The sequence below is a fragment of the Variovorax raffinosi genome, assembly GCF_051216615.1.
Classification (GTDB): domain Bacteria; phylum Pseudomonadota; class Gammaproteobacteria; order Burkholderiales; family Burkholderiaceae_C; genus Variovorax.
In genome coordinates, this window is record NZ_JBPJZR010000017.1 from 18,690 (window position 1) to 35,667 (window position 16,978).

The following is a 16,978-nucleotide window of genomic DNA, read 5'->3' on the forward strand; positions in this document are numbered from 1 at the left end:
GATGCCGGGCTGGGCAGCTGGGCACCCCCGGCCGCAACTGCCGGGGCCGGGTGTTTCACTCCACCTTGATGCCGGCTTGGCGAATGATTCTCTCGAACTTGGCGGAGTCCCGCCTCATGGCCGCCAGGGTGTTAGCAGGACTGCTCGGCGCGGCCTCCATGCCCCGGTTGGAGTACGACTCCCTCAGTTCCGGCCGAGCGAGCGAGATCGCGACGGCCGCACTGATCTTCGAGACCACGGCGTCGGGCACCTTAGCGGGGGCCAGCAGCGCAAACGCAGTCGAAGGAATGCTGTCGGCTTTGCCTCCGGCCTCGATGACCGTCGGTACCTCGGGATGGGCCGGCGAGCGCTGGAGGCCACCATAGGCGAGCGCCCGGATCTTCTTCGTCTGCACGTAGGGCCCCATCGTGACCGATCCGGCCATCATGGCGTCGACCTCGCCCGCGGCCAGGCCCAGCATGGCCGGCGCACCGCCCTTGTAGGGCACGTAGGTGAAGGCGAGATCATGGGCCTGGGCCACCATGGCCATGCCGATGTGCATGACATGTCCGTTGCCGCCCGTTCCCACGTTCACCTTGCCCGGGTTCGCCTTGGCGTAGGTGATGAACTCCGCATAGGTCTTCGCGGGGAATGCCGAATTCACGGCGACGAAGAGATCGACCTTGGCGAGATCGGACACCGGCTTGAGCGTGTCCTCCCATCGGTAAGGCACAGTCGCGAACAGAAACGGGTTGGTGACCACGGCCAGTCGGTCCACCATGAGAAGCACGCCGCCCTCGGCGTCCCCCTTGACCACCTCCTGCGTGCCCACCATCGAATTCGCCCCAGGACGGTTGTCGACCACGAAGGTCTTTCCGGTCTGCCTGGAAAGGCTGTTGCCAAGATCGCGTGCAAGGATGTCCGGCTCGGTGCCGGGCGGGTACGGAACGACGATGCGCACCGTAGCGGGTGGCCAGGCCTGAGCGAGGCCGCTGCCGGCCCACCCGACCAGCGCCAGGATGGCCAGCACTCTCATTTTCCGAAGCGACATACGGGACCTCTTTCTTGAAAAACCGGTTGAACAGAACAAACGAAAAAAAAGTCGCTGGACGGGCTCAGCGGGTCTCGTGCAGGTGCATGGCCGCCACATAGCCGAAGGTCATGGCGGGGCCGAGGCTCGAACCGCCCCCTGGGTAGTGGCCGCGCATAACGGAGTTCATGTCGGCGCCCACGGCATAGAGCCCCGCGATCGGGTGTCTATCGCGTCGCAACACCTGGGCGTTCCCGTCGACTTCGAGACCACCCATGGTGCTAAGGCTCCCCGGATGCAGCGCGACGGCAAAATAGGGCCCGGGCCCCAGGGGGCCCACGCCAGGGTTCGGCAGATGGTCCCGGTCACCTCGGAAATTCGAATGCGCATCGACGCCCTTGCCAAACGCCGGATCTCGTCCATGGGCGGCGTCCGCATCGAACCGGCGCACGGTATCGGCCAGCGCCGCTGCATCGACGCCGATCTTCGGTGCCAGACCCTCCAGGGTCGGCGAGCTGATGAGATAGCCAGCCGCGATCAGCCTCGCCGGACTGAACGGGAAGGGATGCGCCAGCCCCAGGCCATAGCGGCGAAGGAAGCGCTGAGTGCAGACGAGGTGCACCTTCGACAGCTTGAGTTGATGCATTGCCTCCACGAAGGTCTGGTACGAAGTTCCCTCATTCACGAAACGCTTCCCATCGGGGGCGACCGCGATGCAGCCCGGCATGGAGCGGTCGAGGAAGGTATGCGGGTAGGCCAGTACGTCGCCATTGGCCGCGCGCAACGCGGACATGGGCGTCCAGAGGCAGTCGCCGGCGTGTGCGCGGTCTCGCCAGCCGCCTGCCGCGATTCCCAGGCGGATGCCGTCGCCCACGTTGCCTTCTGGCTGGAGCGAGAGATGGTGGTCCGCAAGCGGCAGGCACTCGGCACGCATGGCGGCGTTAGCGCCGAATCCGCCCGTAGCCAGCACCACGCCGCGCCGCGCAAGGACGTGCGTCCGCACGCCGTCCTTCAGCACCAGCACCGTGCGGATGCGGCCATGGCCATCGCCGGCCAACTCAAGCGCCACGGCATTCCGCCAGAGCGAGACGCCCGATTCGATCGCGCAATGCAGAAGCCGTGCCGCCAGTGCATTCCCGTTGGTCAGACGCAGACCGCGCCCGTATCGGGCCCGCTCGATCAGGAAGCGCGAAATGATCTTCGCGCTGTGCCGGAAACCATCCCAGGTGCGCAGCGCATTGCGAAGCGGCCTGACGTCGGCGCCATCTACCTGCATGCTCCCAAAGAGCATCATCTGGGCCAGTGGCAGACGGAGCGCCGACAACCACTCACCCAGCAGGCGCCCGTCGAATGCCGGCGTGAGCAAAGAGCGGTAGCGTTTGGCGCCCGGAAGCTCCGACTCGTAATCGGGCAAGGCATAAGGCGTGAATGCCAGGCGCATTCGATCCTCCATGAAGCGCAGCATGTGCGGCGCCTGGGCGATGAAGGTTTCCGCCAGGGCATCCGGATAAGTCGCTCCCAGTACGGCCTTCAAGTAGGTTCTTGCATCGTCGGCCGAGTCCTGCACGCCGAAGGCCGTCGTGGAGGGATTGCACGGCACCCACAGTGCGCCACCCGACAAGGCAGTAGTGCCACCGAAAACCGGGGTCTTTTCCAGCACGGTCACATGCATGCCGAGCGCGCGTGCCTTGATCGCGGCGGTCAGGCCGGCGGCCCCGCTGCCAACGACGACAACATCTGTCTCGATCATTCTTTGCTTTCGATGAAGGTGGTGAACGGTGCTTCGCGGTCTTGTATCCGCCGGCTGTTCGAAACCATCTTGCGGGCAAGCGCGCGCCGACCCGCGCCGTGAACGGCGCGATCTCGCTCGCCTGACGGCACGTACGAGGACTGGCGCGTGCCGCGCTCAGTCCAGATGGATGTTGTTCTCGCGAATGGTGGCCCTAAGCTTCGGTCGAAGCTCGCCCAAGGCCGCCGAGATCTCCGGGGGCGTCGACCCCTTGGGCACCAGGCCGGTAGGTGCCAGCCGGGCCGACGTGTCCGGATCCGCTGCGACCTCCCTGACGGCTTTTCCGAACGCGGCGGTCGCGGCCTCCGGCGTGTTGGGAGGCGCAAAGAGAGTGAAGGTCGTGGGCAGCAGGACGATGGACGTCACACCGAGTTCTTCGAGCGTCGGAACCTGGGGCAGCAGCGGCAGGCGCTGCCTGGCCCCGGTAGCCAGCACCCGGAGCCGGCCACCGGCCATGTGCGGCTGGATCACCTCGGGGCCGGAGATCACTGCGAAGAGCTGGCTCGAAAGCACATCTTGAACGGCCGGCGCGATGCCCTTGTACGGCACGTGCGTGAAACTCGCGCCGAGGCTCTTGGCGAGCAGTTGCTGGCTGAGGTGGTGCACGCTGCCCGCACCGCCGCTGCCCATAGTGACCTCGCCGGGATGCGCCTTCGCGTAGGCGACGAACGACTTCCAGTCCGTCACGGGCGCATCCCCCTTGACGCTGAGCAGCAGGTCGACCGAGCCAACGTCGCTGACGCCCTTCAGGCCGGCGGGGTCGTAGGGAAGCTTAGTGTACAGAAGAGGGTTCGTCACGATTGTCATGCGATCGACGAGCAGCAGCACGGAGCCATCGTTCTTCGACTTGGCCACGTACTCCGTGCCGATGATCGCGTTGGCGCCCGGCCGGTTGTCCACAATCACGCTGCGGCCCAACTTCTGCCCCACCTTCTGCGCCACGATGCGCGCCAGCACGTCGGGTGCACTGCCAGGGGGATAGGGCACCACGATGGTGGTGCGGTCGGACTGGGCCACCGCGGGAAGCGAGGCAGCAGCCGCGAGAAGGGAGAGGGCCAGCGCCCGGCGAGCAAGCTTGAACAAGGTGAGATCCATGCAATCAGTTTGATATTTAGGGATTTACTTTATTTTGGCGCCACTAATGCACTAAAACAACCAACGAAATCCCTTAGTATGACATTAAGCAATTTTCATGCCAAAAAACTCAGCCGAGGCCACCCATACAGACGTACTTCAGTTCGAGGTAATCGTCCATGCCGTGGCGGGAACCTTCACGCCCCAGGCCCGATTGCTTGATGCCACCAAACGGCGCTTCCGCCGTTGAGATCAAGCCTGTGTTCACGCCCACGATGCCGGCCTCCAGGCCTTCCGCGACGCGCCAAACCCGACCGATATCGCGCGAGTAGAAATACGCCGCCAATCCGAACTCGGTGTCGTTGGCGAGCGCGATCGCCTCGGCCTCGGTGTCGAAAGCAAAGAGCGGCGCCAGGGGACCGAAGGTTTCTTCCCTGGCCACCAGCATGTCTGGCGTGGCGCCTGCGATCACGGTCGGTTCGAAGAAGAGGCCGCCCAGCGCATGGCGCTTGCCGCCGGTGAGCAACCGAGCGCCCTTGCCCACGGCATCGGCGACGTGTTCTTCGATCTTTGCCACCGCCCTGGCATCGATCAGCGGTCCCTGGGTCACGCCCTCCTCCACGCCGGAGCCGACCTTCAGGGCGCGGACTTTCGCGATCAGCTTCTGAGTGAACGCTTCCAGCACGCCCCGCTGCACATAAATGCGGTTGGCGCAGACGCAGGTCTGTCCCGTGTTGCGGTATTTTGAGACCATCGCACCTTCGACCGCCGCGTCGATGTCGGCGTCGTCGAACACGATGAACGGTGCATTCCCGCCCAGTTCCAGCGAGAGCTTCTTGAGAGTCTGCGCTGACTGGCGCATCAGCGTCCGGCCGACTTCGGTCGAACCCGTGAAGCTGAGCTTTCGCACCACGGGGCTCGCGGTCAGCGTGCCGCCGATCTGGCTGGAAGACCCCGTCAACACCGACATGAGTCCGGCGGGCAGGCCGGCGCGCTCGGCCAGCACGCCGAACGCCAGGGCCGAGAACGGCGTCTGGCTCGCGGGCTTCACCACCATCGCGCAACCGGAGGCCAACGCCGGGCCGGCCTTCCGCGTGAGCATGGCGGCCGGAAAGTTCCAGGGCGTGATGGCGGCCGTGACGCCGATGGGCTGCTTCAACGCGATCAGGCGGCGGTCGTTGCCGGTCGATGGAATGGTCTCGCCATAGACGCGTCGCGCTTCCTCGGCGAACCATTCGATGAACGATGCCGCGTAGGCGATTTCTCCACGCGCCTCGGCCAACGGCTTTCCTTGCTCGCTGGTCAGGATCAGGGCCAGGTCCTCGGTATTGGCAAGCATCAGATCGTTCAGGCGGCGAAGGACCGCGCTTCGCTCCTTGGCGCTGCGGCCCGCCCATGCCTGCTGCGCCGATGCGGCCGCGGCGATGGCGCGCTCGGTTTCTGCGCTGCCGCACAGCGGCACCGAACCCAGCAACTCGCCGTTTGCAGGGTTGAGCACCTGCAGGGTCTTGCCGTCGTCGGCGTCGATCCATTGGCCGGCCACCCAGGCCTGGTAGCGCAGCAGAGAAGGGTCTTTGAGTTGCAGCATTTTTTAAGAGTTCAGGATTGAGAGAGTCAGACGAGACCTGGCAGGACGCGATGCGTCACCATCTTGGTGTTGAGATAGCCGTCGAAGGTCTCGGTGCCGCCTTCACTTCCGTAGCCGCTGTCCTTGATACCGCCGAACGGGACTTCGGGCGGGCCCATGCCGAAATGGTTGATGTTGACCATACCGGCCTGCAAACCGCGGGCCAGCACATGGGCGCTGTGGCTCGAGCGCGTGAACACGTACGACGCCAGGCCGAACGGCAGGCGATTCGCCTCGCTCAGCACTTCATCGAGTTCGGTGAAAGGCAGCACGCCAACCACGGGACCAAACGGCTCCTCGTTCATCAGCCGCGACCTCACGCCGGGATGGAGCACCACGGTCGGCGCATAGAAACTTCCTTCGTTGCCGATCCGATGGCCGCCGAAGGCGATCTCGGCTCCCTGCTCGCGCGCGTCTTCGACGAAAGCGGAGACTTCCGTCATCCGTCGTCCGTGTGCCAGAGGTCCCATGCGGCTTTGCGGCAGCAGCCCCGGCGCGACGACGATCTCCGCCGTGCGGCGCACGAAGCGTTCGACGAAGCGGTGATGGACCTTCTCGTGCACGAAGAAGCGCGTGGGCGACACGCATACCTGGCCGGCGTTGCGAAACTTGTAGGGCACCAGCAGGTCAACGGCGGCATCGACGTCGGCGTCCTCGCACACCACGACCGGTGCGTGGCCACCGAGCTCCATGGTGGCGCGCTTCATGTGGCGTCCGGCCAGCGCCGCCAGGTGCTTGCCGACCGGTATTGAGCCGGTGAACGAGATCTTGCGCACCAACGGCGAAGCGAGCAGCGCCTCCGACACCTCAGACGGCACGCCCCAGACAATGTTGAGGCAGCCCGCCGGCAGACCCGAGTCATGGAATACACGCGCCAGGGCCACGATGGCGCTCGGCGAATCCTCGGGCCCCTTGAGCACCAGAGTGCAGCCGGCAGCCAGCGCCGCGGCCACCTTCTTCACCGCCTGGTTGAATGGGAAGTTCCATGGCGTGAAAGCCACGCAAACGCCGATGGGTTCACGCACGACAGTCTGCGATACATCAGGGGAACGCGCGGGCACGACGCGACCGTAGATGCGCCGACCTTCTTCAGCGTGCCAATCGGCCACCTCCGCGCTGGCTGCGACTTCCCCGACGGCTTCGGCCAACGGCTTGCCCTGGTCTTGCGTGATGCCGCAGCCTATGTCTTGGGCGCGCTCGCGCATCAGGGTTCCGGCGCGCCGCAAGATCTCGGCACGTCTCACCGGAGATTCATCGCGCCAGGACGCAAAGGCACGGTGTGCAGCGTCGACGGCGCGATCGATGTCCCCCGGCAGCGCATGCGGCAGTTCGCCGATGACCCGGTCATCCGCGGGATCGACGACGGGTTGGCTGGGACGCGATCCGCAGCCGATGAATTCGCCGTCAATGTACAGATAGAGTTTCTTGTATTCCATGGGGGCTTGCACGATGGGCCGTAGAGCGGCCGGAAAAAGACCTGAGGCGCGGTCTAGAGCGCCTTGACCAAAACGGTGTTCTCCTGGCGCACGACCAGGTGGCGGATGCGTTTTCTAAAGGCCGAGAAGTCGGCGTCCTCCATGAGCGCCTTGCGGCGCCGGATGCGTTCATCCATGGACTCGAACGGCCACAGATAGACCAACTGGTTGAGCTCGCCTACCTCGCGAGTGAAGCATCCGAGCATCGGCCCGAGGTGACCTTCCTGGACGGATTGACCCATCTCCTTGTAGGCTTGCAGGTACTCGGCCGCTCCGCCGGGTACGAGTGTGTAGGTGCGTTGTTCGATGTACATGCCGGTCCAGTGAGAATCAGGCTGCCTGTTTCAAGGCCGCGGGTTTGTGCGAGAAAAGTGCAAGGAACTCGCGGCTGACGGCTTCGATGTCGGCTGCGTCGGCCACTGCGCCGACATAGCGGTCGGGACGTACCATGACGATGGTCCTGGCTTGTGTCTGAAACCAGTCGGCGAGTGCGTTGTCGATGTCTTCGACGCACACCGTTCCGTTGTCGTGCACGATACGGTGGTGTCTGGAACTACCGCTGCGGGAGCGCTCCACGCGTACGAACCTCACCCCTAATGCGCGCCATGCGGTGATCGTCCGGCCATCCAGCGTCTGCTGGGGATCCACGCCCCATCCGAGCAGCGCGAAGCCGGGGCCCAGCACCGTGTCGAGCTTCTCGCGCCGTGCGGGTGAGACCTCCACGTCGGGCTGGATCAGCATGCGACCCACGGCGCAATTGGCAGCCATGCGAGCGGGCAAGACGACCAGGCCGCGCGAGTAACGGGGCATCGGTTTGAAGCGCATCTGGAGCACATAGTTGCGCACGCTGGGCAGGCGCGCCACCGAACCAAAGAAGGCATCGCGCGCGACAGCCAGCCAGCGCTTGGTAGGCATCAGGAGCCGGCCGAAGGTGTCGGCCAGATCGATCATCTCCTTGGCATGGTCTCTGCGCTCCGACTCGTAGCTCGCCAGGACCCGGTGGATCTCGCCGCCGTGGCGCACCAGCATGGCAAGCTTCCAGGCGAGGTTGCCCGCATCGCGCAAGCCGATGTTGAGGCCTTGTCCGATCCACGGCGGCGACAGGTGCGCGGCGTCGCCTGCCAGCATGGCCCGGCCCACGACGAAACGGTCGGCGACACGGGAGTGATGCGTGTAGATGCGCGCCCTGACGATGTCCAACACCGACGGGTCTTCCACGTAGGGCGCGAGCAGCTGCCTCACCGACGCATCCGAGGACAGCTCGTTCTCGTCTTCGTGGGCGAACACCATGAACTCCCAGCGCCGGTAGTTGAACGGCAGGTGGATGCAGACATGCGGACGGCGCGGATCGCAGTGAAGCGATGTGTAGGGCGCGTCCACGCCGGCGTTCAACACATCGACCACCAACCATTTGATAGCGTGCGTCTTGCCCTGCAGCGTCACGCCTAGCAGTTCACGCATGGTGCTGCGTCCGCCGTCGCATCCAATGCAGAAGGCCGCGCGCAAGGTGCCGGCCACGCCCGTTGCGTCACGGACATCGAGCTCCACTCCATGGTCGTCCTGTCGCAGTGCGGTGACCTCCTGACCGAGGCGCATCTGCACGTGCTCGAATCGATCCAGACCTTCGCGCAGCACTTCCTCGGCAAGCTGCTGCATGAAGATGTTCCTGCGCCACCAACCGAACTCGCGTGTCGCGGGCCGCATGTTGGCGAACATCCGACCTTTGCGATCGAACATGCACATGGCCACGTTCTGCACGACGTCGTCTAGCAACTTCTCGGCCAGGCCGGCAGTCTGGAACACACGCAGCGCTTCGTCGTCCATGCCCACGGCGCGTGGATAGGGAAGGATGTCTGGGCTGCGCTCCACCACGATCGTGCAGATCCCGTAAGTGCCAAGCAGGTTCGCAATGGTGACGCCCACCGGCCCGGCGCCAACGATCAGCACATCGCAATCGTGGCCCGGTTTCATGGCCGCACTCCTTCGGCAGCCTCGACGCGCATGAGGAAGGCCTCGAGCTGCGACAGGAAGTCGGCAGGATTGTCATCATGCACATAGTGACTCGCACCCGCAATGTCGAACCACTCGATGCAGGGGGCTGCCTCGACCATGCGCCGCGCGGTGTCGGCCGGCAGAAAATCGGATTCGGCGCCGCGAAGCAGCAAGGTCGGGCATCGCAGGCTCTTCACACTGGGCCAGAGATCGACTATACGGGCCGGATCGGGATCTAGCCGGGCCTGTGCAATGCCGACCGCGTCGTATTTCCAACCGATGCGGCCGTCCGGCAATTCACGCATCGAATGGTGCACACGGGAGTCGAGCGCGCCTTCGGTCACCAGCGGGCGGCGGGCACGCCAGAAGGCGCGGCCGTCCTCCCACGAGGCAAAGGTCGAGGGCGTACTGGCCACCTCGCGCCGGATACGTTCGGCCCCCTCCCCCGAAGCCGATGAGCCGGGCCCGATGTCCTCGATGACAAGAGCGCGCACTGTCCGGGGATGCCGCTGTGTGTAGACGAGGGCGTTCGTTCCGCCCATCGAATGGCCGACCAGGATGAAGCGCTCCAATCCGAGGTGCTGCACGAGAGCCTCCACGTCCGCGACGTAGGTCGGGGTGAAGTACCCGTGCGACGGATCCCATTCGCTGTCGCCACGCCCTCGCTGATCCAGCGCGATCAGGCGGTAGCGGCTATCCAGCCGTTCGGCCACCAGTTCCCAGGTGGCACCGTAGCTTCGCAGGCCGTGCAGCAGCACGATGGCCGGCGCTTTCACTGCGCCCCATTCGAGCGCATGGAGATGCAGGCCTTGCGACTCAAAATACACGTGATGGGCACTCATCGGTTTCACTCTGGCTCCGGAATCAGTACAGGCCGTCCTGGCCCTTGACTTCCTCAGCCTTCAATCCGCCGAGGCGCGCATTGAGGCGGCCCCGCGTCGCAAAGGCCCAGCACACGATCACCTCGTCACGGTTCGGTCCGTCGTTGAAGGTGGCGGTCACTGTGTCGTAGTGCGAGCGCACGTAGAGCGCGTCCTTGTGGGCCAGCGGAATGTCCAGCGTGGTGCCCGGGACGCCTCGCTTGCCGGTGGAGGGAACCCAGGACTTGCCGCCGCCCAGCGCGATGCGGATCGGGTCCGCGGCCGGGTTGGTCAGCAGCGCGTTGCCGTGCTCATACTCGCCATCCGTCCCCACCAGGCACGCCTTGCCGTAGCTAACGATGTTCAGACCGGCGGCAGCTTCGTTGATGCGCCGGCCGAACTCACGCCCCAGATCAGGCGACGCATTGATCCAGGCCGAGAGATCGGCCTCGAAGCGGCCCGAGAACGGGTTATGAAGGCAGGCCGCGATGACGATCTTGCGCAATGGCTCGCCGTCGGCGAGTTGGCCGGTCTCGCCCGCCAGGCTGTCCTCGACCTGCAGATACCACTTGCGGATGTGGAAGGCGCTGAAGTTGTGTTGCTTGCTCATGGGAATCTAGCGAGGATTAGTCGTACAGGGGCTGGAGGTCGATCGGGTCGCTGGGCGCGTTGTGAAGATGAAGCACTTGCTTTCCTTCCTCGTCGTCCGTGATCAGTTCGTGGAAGAACTCGAAGCGATGCCCGTCGGGATCGGTGAAATAGATGCCGTAGCCGATCTTGTGATCCGTTGTCTTGAGCACCTCGATGCCGGCCCGCAGCAGTTGGCCGTAGAGGCGGCGGAACTCGTCGAGATCGCCTGCAACCTCCAGGCCGTAGTGTTGAAGCGCGAAGCCGCCAACCTTCTGGCCTGGGGGCACACGGATGAGCGCAATGTCATGGTGCTTCTTTCCGAAGGTCAGGAACACCCATTGCGCTCCGCGCGCCGTTTCCGTCATGCCGAGCACACGCTCGTACCAGGCAGCCGACGCGAAGGGATCATTCACGAAGAGCGACAGATGGGTCCGACGGACCTGCGGGCCGACCCGTTTGTCAGACATGCACGGCTCCCAGCGTTGATTTGGGATGGGCCTTGACCTCGGCGACCACCGGGGTCCAGGCGACGGAGGTGATCTCGCTGAAGTCGCGCCAGTCCTTGGACCACGACCGGCCGCCGTCGACCGACCGGAAGAGGTGGCCGTACTTGGTGCCGGCAAACACCAGTTGCGGATCCGCCGGGTGGGTGCCGAGCGCCCAGAAGGTCGAGTTCGGACGGGCATGCAGCAGGGTGTCAGCCCAAGAGATGCCGCGGTCTTCCGAGCGCCAGATGTGGGTCTGCGTGCCGGGCGTGCCATCGCCGACCGCGACGAGCAGGACATCCTGATCGCCTTCCAGCCGGACCACGGTGCGCGTGTAGTACATGCCGAATCGCTCGGCCGAACTCGCGCCTTCCCAGCGCCCATAACCACCGTCCAGATTGGTGTAGACCGAGTTCACCGTGGTCGCCAGATGCATCTTCGGCCGGCCTTCCAGCACGGGCAGAATGGTGATGGCATGGATGTCTCCGTTCACGATGGAGCTGGCCTCGTCGTCTGCGCGGCGCCAGCTCTCGCCCTGGTCGAGGCTGTGCCAGGCACCGCCCTCCTCGACACCGAACCAGACGGAGCTGTCGTCCGGGTCGACCACCACCGTTAGGATGCGCGGGCGGTTCACGCCGGCGCAGAACTCCGGCAACTCGATCGGCAGCCGGACCCAGCTCGCGCCCGCGTCCAGTGACCGGAACATGCAGGCACGCGAGGGTGCGCCGGTTCCCGCGTAGATCACGGCGGGATTGCGTGGGTCGATCGCCATGGCCCACACATGCATGCCGTTGGCGGGCGACTCGAGGCGCCGGAAATGCGCGCCGGCATCGTCGGATAGGCAAATCCCAGCATCGGCACCCGCGAAGATGCGACGCGGATCACTTGGATCGACGAGCAGACAACGCACCACACCGTCGAATTCGATGGCCTCTTTCAGCCCAAGCCGGTGCCACGACGCGCCGTCGTCGGCGCTGCGCAGGATGCCCTGGCCGGCCGTGCCCACAAGAATGGTTCCCTTCATGTTTTGGTCCTCGAATCAAAGAAAGATGCCGCGAGAGATACCGCCATCGATGCCGATCGACTCACCCGTGATGGCGCTGGCGCGCGGCGAGGCCAGGAAAGCCACCAGATCAGCAACCTCCGCAACCTGCAGGACCCGGCGGATCGGCGTGACCTTGGCGTAGTTGGCTTCCACCTCCGCCGCGGTCAGGCCCTGTTTCCTAGCCTCTTTTTCGTAGAGCTCGTGGATGTGCGGGGTCTCGACGACACCCGGGTGGATCACGTTGACGGTGATGCCGTCGGGGCCCAGTTGGTCAGACAAGGTCTTGCTCATGTGGGCGATGGCCACATTGCGCATGCCGGAGAGCTGCTTGCTCCCGCGCCCCGTGAGGCCGCCGATGTTGATGATGCGACCGAAGCGGTTCTTCTTCATATGCGGTGCAGCGGCCTTTGCACAGCGGAAGTAGCCCACGACCTTGATGTCGATGTCCTGGAGCAGCCCCATGTCGTCGGCGCTTTCCAGCTCGGCGCGCACCAGGCCACCGGGCGCAGCCGCCCCGTTGACCAAGATGTCGAGCCGGCCGAACTGCTGCGCTGCGGAATCGATGGCGCTCTGCACCGCTTCCATGCTGGTGGTGTCGGTGCGGATGGCGACCACGTTGCCACCGGTCTCCGCTCGCAGTTCGGCGGCCGCCCGCTCCAGCGCCTCGATGCCGCGCGCGGCGATGGCTACCGAGACGCCTTCGAGAGCTAGCACGCGCGCCACTTCGCGGCCGATGCCCATGCTGCCGCCGGTAATGAAGGCGGCCTTGCCCTTAAGTTGCAGATCCATGTTGAGTCCTGTGTGATGGGAAGAAATAGCAAACGGGTTCAGAGCACCATTTCGATCAAGCGAGGGCCCGGCGCCTGCAATGCGGCCGCCAAGTGCTCGGCCAGCGACTCGGCCGTAGTGGCCTGGACGGCAGGCACGCCGTAGGCCGTCGCCAGGGCCAACCAGTCGATGGCAGGACGCTCCAACTCAGTCAGCGCCAACGCCTGCGGGCCGTACTGGGAGACGCCCGCGCGCGTGAGTTCGTTCTGCAGGATGGCGTAGCGCCGGTTCGAGGTGATCAGAATCGTCACAGGCGTCTGTTCGCGCGCCATGGTCCACAGCGCCTGGATGGTGTACTGCGCGCTGCCGTCAGACTGCAGCGCGATCACGCGGCGGTCCGGGCAGGCGATGGACGCGCCCAGTGCGACAGGCAGGCCCTGGCCGATGGCACCGCCGGTGTTGGTCAGGATCGTGTGGCGCGCCGCCTGAGCCGAAGCCGTCACGAAGGGGTAGCCACAAGTCCCCCCCTCGACCGACACGATAGCCCGATCCGGCAGCAGGTTGGCCACCACGCGTCCCACGGCGGTCGGCGTCAGCGCTCCCTGCGGCATGTCATGCGCACGGGCCGGCAGTGGCGCGACGGCCGGCGCGGCCAACGCGTCCGCAAGGGCCTCCAGCGCAGCGGCACCGTCTTCGCCCGGCTCACTCAGCACCTGCGTCTGCTCTGGCGGCGCCAGCATGCTGGGCAGTCCGGGGTAGCCGAAATAGGCCACTGGTGCGATGGCGCCTGCCAGCACCACGCGGCGCCCCTCGATGACCTTGACCGCGGCCTCTGGGAAATACGGCAGGCGATCGATGTCGGGCAGGCCACCTCCGCGTTCGGTGCGAGCTGGGAAGGTTTCGCTGAACAGCCCGGCGCCGGTGGCTGCCGCGATACGTGCGGCCGCGCGCTGGCCGCGCTCAGCGAGCGCTTCGCCGCCGATCAGGAACATGCAGCGTTCGCCCTCGCGCAGCGCGCGCACCAACGCATCGATGCGCTCGGCCGGAACCTGCTTCAGCGGCGGCACGCTGGCAGGCGCGACGGACTCCATCGGCGGACAGGCGGCCTGCTGGAAATCCACGGGCACCACCAGCGTCGCCACGCCGCCTGGGCCGGCCTGCGCTGCCGCGATAGCCGCGCGCACATCCGTTGCCATGGCGTTGGGGCCCGCGACGGTGCGCAGCCAGACTGACACGGGCCGCGCCAGCGAATCGATGTCGGAGGTCAGCGGTGCATCGAAGGCGAGGTGCCAGCTCGCGTGGTCGCCGATCAGGTTGACGATGGGGGTACGAGCGCGTCGCGCGTTGTGCAGGTTGGCGATGCCGTTGGCGAAACCGGGACCCAGGTGCAGCAATGTCATGGCCGGCGTGCGCAGCATGCGGCCGTAGCCGTCCGCCGCGCCGGTGCACACGCCCTCGAACAGGCCGAGGACTGCGCGCACGCCCGTCACTTGGTCGAAGGCCTCGACGAAGGGCATCTCGGTGGTGCCAGGGTTGGCGAAACACACGGTGCTGCCAGCGTCGCGGGCCGCTTCGAGCATCCACGCGGCACCGGAACAACCTGCGACATCAACTTGATTCATAAATTCCCACAATAAAGGATTTGATGATTTCAAGTCTAATTCATGAATCACAAAAAGTGAAGCCCATCCGACGGCAACAGATGCGATCCACACGAATGCTCCTCCTAGGACTTCCCTTGCTTTCCTCCCCACCCTCAGGCACAGAGAACGTCCGCTGTTGTTTTTATGTATACCGAATAGTGAGATTTCACCAAAAGAATCGGGATGTGCGCGATCTCGAATACCTCACGCCGTCGGGATCGACCCGCCGCACGTCGTAGACAATGGCGCGGCCCCGCTGCCGTCCGGGTGCCACGCGTCGTGGCGCCATAGATCCTGTTGAAGAACCATGTCCAGCCTGACCCGCATGCTTTCCATCCTCGACCTGTTCTCTAGGGAACACGAAGCCATGAGCGCAGATGAGATCGCGGATGCAATGACACTGACCCGCACGACCTGTTATCGCTACGCGCGAGAGCTGACGAGCGCAGGCTTGCTGGTCAGCAACGGCGGCAAGTTCACACTGGGGCCTCGCATCATCCAGTTAGACCACCGAATCCGCGAGTCCGATCCGCTGCTCAATGCGGGCAAGAACGTGCTGTCAGAACTGGCGGGCGGCCTCGGTGCTACCGGCCTGCTGGCAACGATCTACAACGGGGAGATCATCAACATCTTTCAGTGCGGGGGGCAAGAAGCCATGGACCAGGTCACATATGGGCGCGGTACCTCCGTGCCCACGTTCCGCAGCTCCAGCTCCAAGGTCATCCTTGCCTCTCTAAGCCGCGCGCGCCTACGACGGATTTGGAGCGACCACGAGAACGAACCGGACTGCCTGGCCATCGGAGCCGACTGGCTTGCGTTCTGGCAGGCGCTGCAGGCCATCAAGAGAAATGGTTTTTGGATCAGTCGAAGCGAACTGGACAGCAGCTTGGTCGGTATTGCTGCACCGGTGTTTCACAAAGATGGAGACGTCGCTGGAAGCATGACACTCATCTTCCAGGCCGAAGCATTTGGACTGTTCGATACGGAAGCACTGGGCGCACGCTTGCTGCGCGCAGCCGAACATGTATCAACGTCTTTGTCTACAAGATAGTCCTGCCCTTGGTCGCGCGAACGGCTAGGAGTCTTGGCGGCAGAAGCTCTGATGCCAGGTTGATGGAGGCAACGTGGACGCTTGGTGCGTTTGCGCGCTATCGGCGCCCCCTGGGTCGCGATCACCGCGCAGGGCGAGGTCTGCGAAGTCCCCGTTCTTGCTTGGTGTGACCGTCATGCTGCCTGCATCGTCGCCATGCGCCGCAGATTCAACACCGTGCAGACGAGTTTCCACTCGGCTTGCACTCGGCAGGCCCCGCATGCTGAACTGACGCAATCCAAGACATTCTTGATCCAGCCGTTCGGTGGCTCGGCCAGCCATTCGCGTCGGCGGTAAGCTCGCGTGCCTCGCGCGTCTTCCTCTTGGTCACCATCGCCGCAGTCAGCGGCAGCGACGCCTCGTCGATCTCCCGGTGCTCCTTGCCTTCGCGCCCTATGGCCACCACCAGGTCTGTGCAACCGGTGAGCGCCGCGAACACTGCCTCGCTGCGGTAGCCCGCATCGGCCAGCGTCTGTTCGGGATACGCGCCCAGCGTGTCCTTGACTGCCGCCAGCATCGTCGGCAATTCGCGGTACGTCCGAGGCGTTGTTGATCAACTCTGCCGCCACGATGATATGGGCCGTGTCATCGATGGCCGTCTGAGCGTTGTAGGCCGCATCGAACCCGCCGCCGGGGCGCTGCATGATGCGGCTGTCAGGATCGGTAAAGTTGTCCTGATCCTTGTCCTGCGGCACGCCGAAGGGCCGTTTGTAGCGTCCTCCCCTGGGCTTGCCGCCCTTGCCGCGCGGCATCTGGTCATCGTCGTGGCTGCGCACGCGTTCGAGTCGGCTTCGCGTTGGCGTTGCTCCAGCCGGGCGCGCGCTGCGGCGATTGCGTCGAGCCGGTCTTGGCGCCGCGCGATCTCGGCCGGGATGTCCAATTCGGGTTCGTTCTTCTCGGCTTCGTCGGCCGCACGCGCCTTGTTGAGCAAGGCGCCGATTTGGGCCTTCAACTCGGCTTCGGACTTGAGCATGTGGCCGTAGCTCATCGCCTTGTGGCGGCTCGCGTTGGCCTTGACCTTGGTGCCGTCCACCGCGATCGTGCCGAGCTTGACCAGGCCCATCTGGCGCGCCAGGCGCACCACCTGCACGAACAGTTCACTGAGCTCCTTCAAGTGCAACGCCCGGAAGTCGCGGATCGTGCGGTGCGCGGGGAAGTTGTGCGCCGCCAGCATCCGAAACGCCACGTCCTCGTGCAGCTTGCGAGCAATCTTGCGCGAGCTGAACACACCCGTGGCGTAGCCGTAGACCAGCACCTTGACCATCATGGCCGGGTGGAACGGCTGGTTGCGCGGGCCGTCCTTGTCGTAGCGCCCATGGAAGGCACCAAGGTCGAATCCGTCAATGGCGTCGCTTATGAAGTGCGCCAAGTGCCCTTCGGGCAGCCACTCCTGCAACGTCTCGGGCAACAGCATCATCTGCTGCGGGTCGTAGGGAAAGTAGTTCGCGGCCATGCCCGCTCAACGAACTACCTCTCTCTCGTCGACACAAA

General features: G+C 64.9%; 14 protein-coding genes and 1 pseudogene. 1 reads left to right on the plus strand and 14 read right to left on the minus strand.

Annotated elements, in window-relative coordinates:
* Nucleotides 1–55 precede the first annotated feature (55 nt).
* The 13 genes from ACSFB7_RS33285 to ACSFB7_RS33345 form a co-directional block, all read right to left on the minus strand.
* Nucleotides 56–1,015: a Bug family tripartite tricarboxylate transporter substrate binding protein gene (locus ACSFB7_RS33285; RefSeq protein WP_435476720.1), complete on the minus strand. Its 960-nt coding sequence runs from the start codon at nucleotides 1,013–1,015 to the stop codon at nucleotides 56–58.
* 79 nt (nucleotides 1,016–1,094) lie between these two features.
* Complete coding sequence (locus ACSFB7_RS33290) at nucleotides 1,095–2,759, minus strand: FAD-dependent oxidoreductase (protein WP_435476606.1); 1,665 nt, start codon at nucleotides 2,757–2,759, stop codon at nucleotides 1,095–1,097.
* 156 nt (nucleotides 2,760–2,915) lie between these two features.
* Nucleotides 2,916–3,893 carry a Bug family tripartite tricarboxylate transporter substrate binding protein gene (locus tag ACSFB7_RS33295; protein ID WP_435476607.1) on the minus strand — a complete coding sequence of 326 codons (978 nt, stop codon included), beginning with the start codon at nucleotides 3,891–3,893 and terminating at the stop codon, nucleotides 2,916–2,918.
* Nucleotides 3,894–4,002: 109 nt separating this feature from the next.
* A complete protein-coding gene (locus ACSFB7_RS33300; protein ID WP_435476608.1) occupies nucleotides 4,003–5,460 on the minus strand; it encodes an NAD-dependent succinate-semialdehyde dehydrogenase in 1,458 nt (485 codons plus the stop codon).
* Nucleotides 5,461–5,486: 26 nt separating this feature from the next.
* Complete coding sequence (locus ACSFB7_RS33305) at nucleotides 5,487–6,935, minus strand: NAD-dependent succinate-semialdehyde dehydrogenase (protein ID WP_435476609.1); 1,449 nt, start codon at nucleotides 6,933–6,935, stop codon at nucleotides 5,487–5,489.
* Nucleotides 6,936–6,988: 53 nt separating this feature from the next.
* Complete coding sequence (locus ACSFB7_RS33310; RefSeq protein WP_435476610.1) at nucleotides 6,989–7,288, minus strand: NIPSNAP family protein; 300 nt, start codon at nucleotides 7,286–7,288, stop codon at nucleotides 6,989–6,991.
* Nucleotides 7,289–7,304: 16 nt separating this feature from the next.
* A complete protein-coding gene (locus tag ACSFB7_RS33315; protein WP_435476611.1) occupies nucleotides 7,305–8,945 on the minus strand; it encodes a bifunctional 3-(3-hydroxy-phenyl)propionate/3-hydroxycinnamic acid hydroxylase in 1,641 nt (546 codons plus the stop codon).
* Complete coding sequence (locus ACSFB7_RS33320; RefSeq protein ID WP_435476612.1) at nucleotides 8,942–9,808, minus strand: alpha/beta fold hydrolase; 867 nt, start codon at nucleotides 9,806–9,808, stop codon at nucleotides 8,942–8,944. Before ACSFB7_RS33320 ends, ACSFB7_RS33315 begins: the two co-directional genes overlap by 4 nt.
* Nucleotides 9,809–9,830: 22 nt before the next feature.
* Nucleotides 9,831–10,436: an amino acid synthesis family protein gene (locus ACSFB7_RS33325; protein WP_435476613.1), complete on the minus strand. Its 606-nt coding sequence runs from the start codon at nucleotides 10,434–10,436 to the stop codon at nucleotides 9,831–9,833.
* A gap of 16 nt (nucleotides 10,437–10,452) precedes the next feature.
* Nucleotides 10,453–10,923 (minus strand): VOC family protein, encoded by a 471-nt coding sequence (locus ACSFB7_RS33330; protein WP_435476614.1) that lies wholly within the window; start codon nucleotides 10,921–10,923, stop codon nucleotides 10,453–10,455.
* A complete protein-coding gene (locus ACSFB7_RS33335; RefSeq protein ID WP_435476615.1) occupies nucleotides 10,916–11,965 on the minus strand; it encodes a WD40/YVTN/BNR-like repeat-containing protein in 1,050 nt (349 codons plus the stop codon). The genes ACSFB7_RS33330 and ACSFB7_RS33335 overlap by 8 nt, the downstream gene beginning before the upstream one ends.
* Before the next feature lie 15 nt (nucleotides 11,966–11,980).
* A complete protein-coding gene (locus ACSFB7_RS33340; RefSeq protein WP_435476616.1) occupies nucleotides 11,981–12,775 on the minus strand; it encodes an SDR family NAD(P)-dependent oxidoreductase in 795 nt (264 codons plus the stop codon).
* A 38-nt stretch (nucleotides 12,776–12,813) separates the two neighbouring features.
* Nucleotides 12,814–14,376, minus strand: a complete 1,563-nt coding sequence (locus ACSFB7_RS33345; RefSeq protein WP_435476617.1) for an acetolactate synthase large subunit — start codon at nucleotides 14,374–14,376, stop codon at nucleotides 12,814–12,816.
* A gap of 328 nt (nucleotides 14,377–14,704) precedes the next feature.
* Here ACSFB7_RS33345 and ACSFB7_RS33350 point away from each other — a divergent pair, with 328 nt between their 5' ends.
* Nucleotides 14,705–15,448: an IclR family transcriptional regulator gene (locus ACSFB7_RS33350; protein WP_435476618.1), complete on the plus strand. Its 744-nt coding sequence runs from the start codon at nucleotides 14,705–14,707 to the stop codon at nucleotides 15,446–15,448.
* A 173-nt stretch (nucleotides 15,449–15,621) separates the two neighbouring features.
* On the opposite strand, the pseudogene ACSFB7_RS33355 reads toward ACSFB7_RS33350, so the two are convergent.
* Nucleotides 15,622–16,940 (minus strand): annotated as a pseudogene (locus ACSFB7_RS33355) (IS1182 family transposase).
* Nucleotides 16,941–16,978 lie beyond the last annotated feature (38 nt).

Bases quoted from the DNA above. Each gene is read 5' to 3' on its own strand.
- ACSFB7_RS33330 (WP_435476614.1), bottom strand. From the start codon at position 10,923: ATGTCTGACAAACGGGTCGGCCCGCAGGTCCGTCGGACCCATCTGTCG.
- ACSFB7_RS33325 (WP_435476613.1), bottom strand. From the start codon at position 10,436: ATGAGCAAGCAACACAACTTCAGCGCCTTCCACATCCGCAAGTGGTAT.
- ACSFB7_RS33310 (WP_435476610.1), bottom strand. From the start codon at position 7,288: ATGTACATCGAACAACGCACCTACACACTCGTACCCGGCGGAGCGGCC.
- ACSFB7_RS33345 (WP_435476617.1), bottom strand. From the start codon at position 14,376: ATGAATCAAGTTGATGTCGCAGGTTGTTCCGGTGCCGCGTGGATGCTC.
- ACSFB7_RS33295 (WP_435476607.1), bottom strand. From the start codon at position 3,893: ATGGATCTCACCTTGTTCAAGCTTGCTCGCCGGGCGCTGGCCCTCTCC.
- ACSFB7_RS33335 (WP_435476615.1), bottom strand. From the start codon at position 11,965: ATGAAGGGAACCATTCTTGTGGGCACGGCCGGCCAGGGCATCCTGCGC.
- ACSFB7_RS33315 (WP_435476611.1), bottom strand. From the start codon at position 8,945: ATGAAACCGGGCCACGATTGCGATGTGCTGATCGTTGGCGCCGGGCCG.
- ACSFB7_RS33350 (WP_435476618.1), top strand. From the start codon at position 14,705: ATGTCCAGCCTGACCCGCATGCTTTCCATCCTCGACCTGTTCTCTAGG.
- ACSFB7_RS33340 (WP_435476616.1), bottom strand. From the start codon at position 12,775: ATGGATCTGCAACTTAAGGGCAAGGCCGCCTTCATTACCGGCGGCAGC.
- ACSFB7_RS33300 (WP_435476608.1), bottom strand. From the start codon at position 5,460: ATGCTGCAACTCAAAGACCCTTCTCTGCTGCGCTACCAGGCCTGGGTG.
- ACSFB7_RS33285 (WP_435476720.1), bottom strand. From the start codon at position 1,015: ATGAGAGTGCTGGCCATCCTGGCGCTGGTCGGGTGGGCCGGCAGCGGC.
- ACSFB7_RS33320 (WP_435476612.1), bottom strand. From the start codon at position 9,808: ATGAGTGCCCATCACGTGTATTTTGAGTCGCAAGGCCTGCATCTCCAT.
- ACSFB7_RS33290 (WP_435476606.1), bottom strand. From the start codon at position 2,759: ATGATCGAGACAGATGTTGTCGTCGTTGGCAGCGGGGCCGCCGGCCTG.
- ACSFB7_RS33305 (WP_435476609.1), bottom strand. From the start codon at position 6,935: ATGGAATACAAGAAACTCTATCTGTACATTGACGGCGAATTCATCGGC.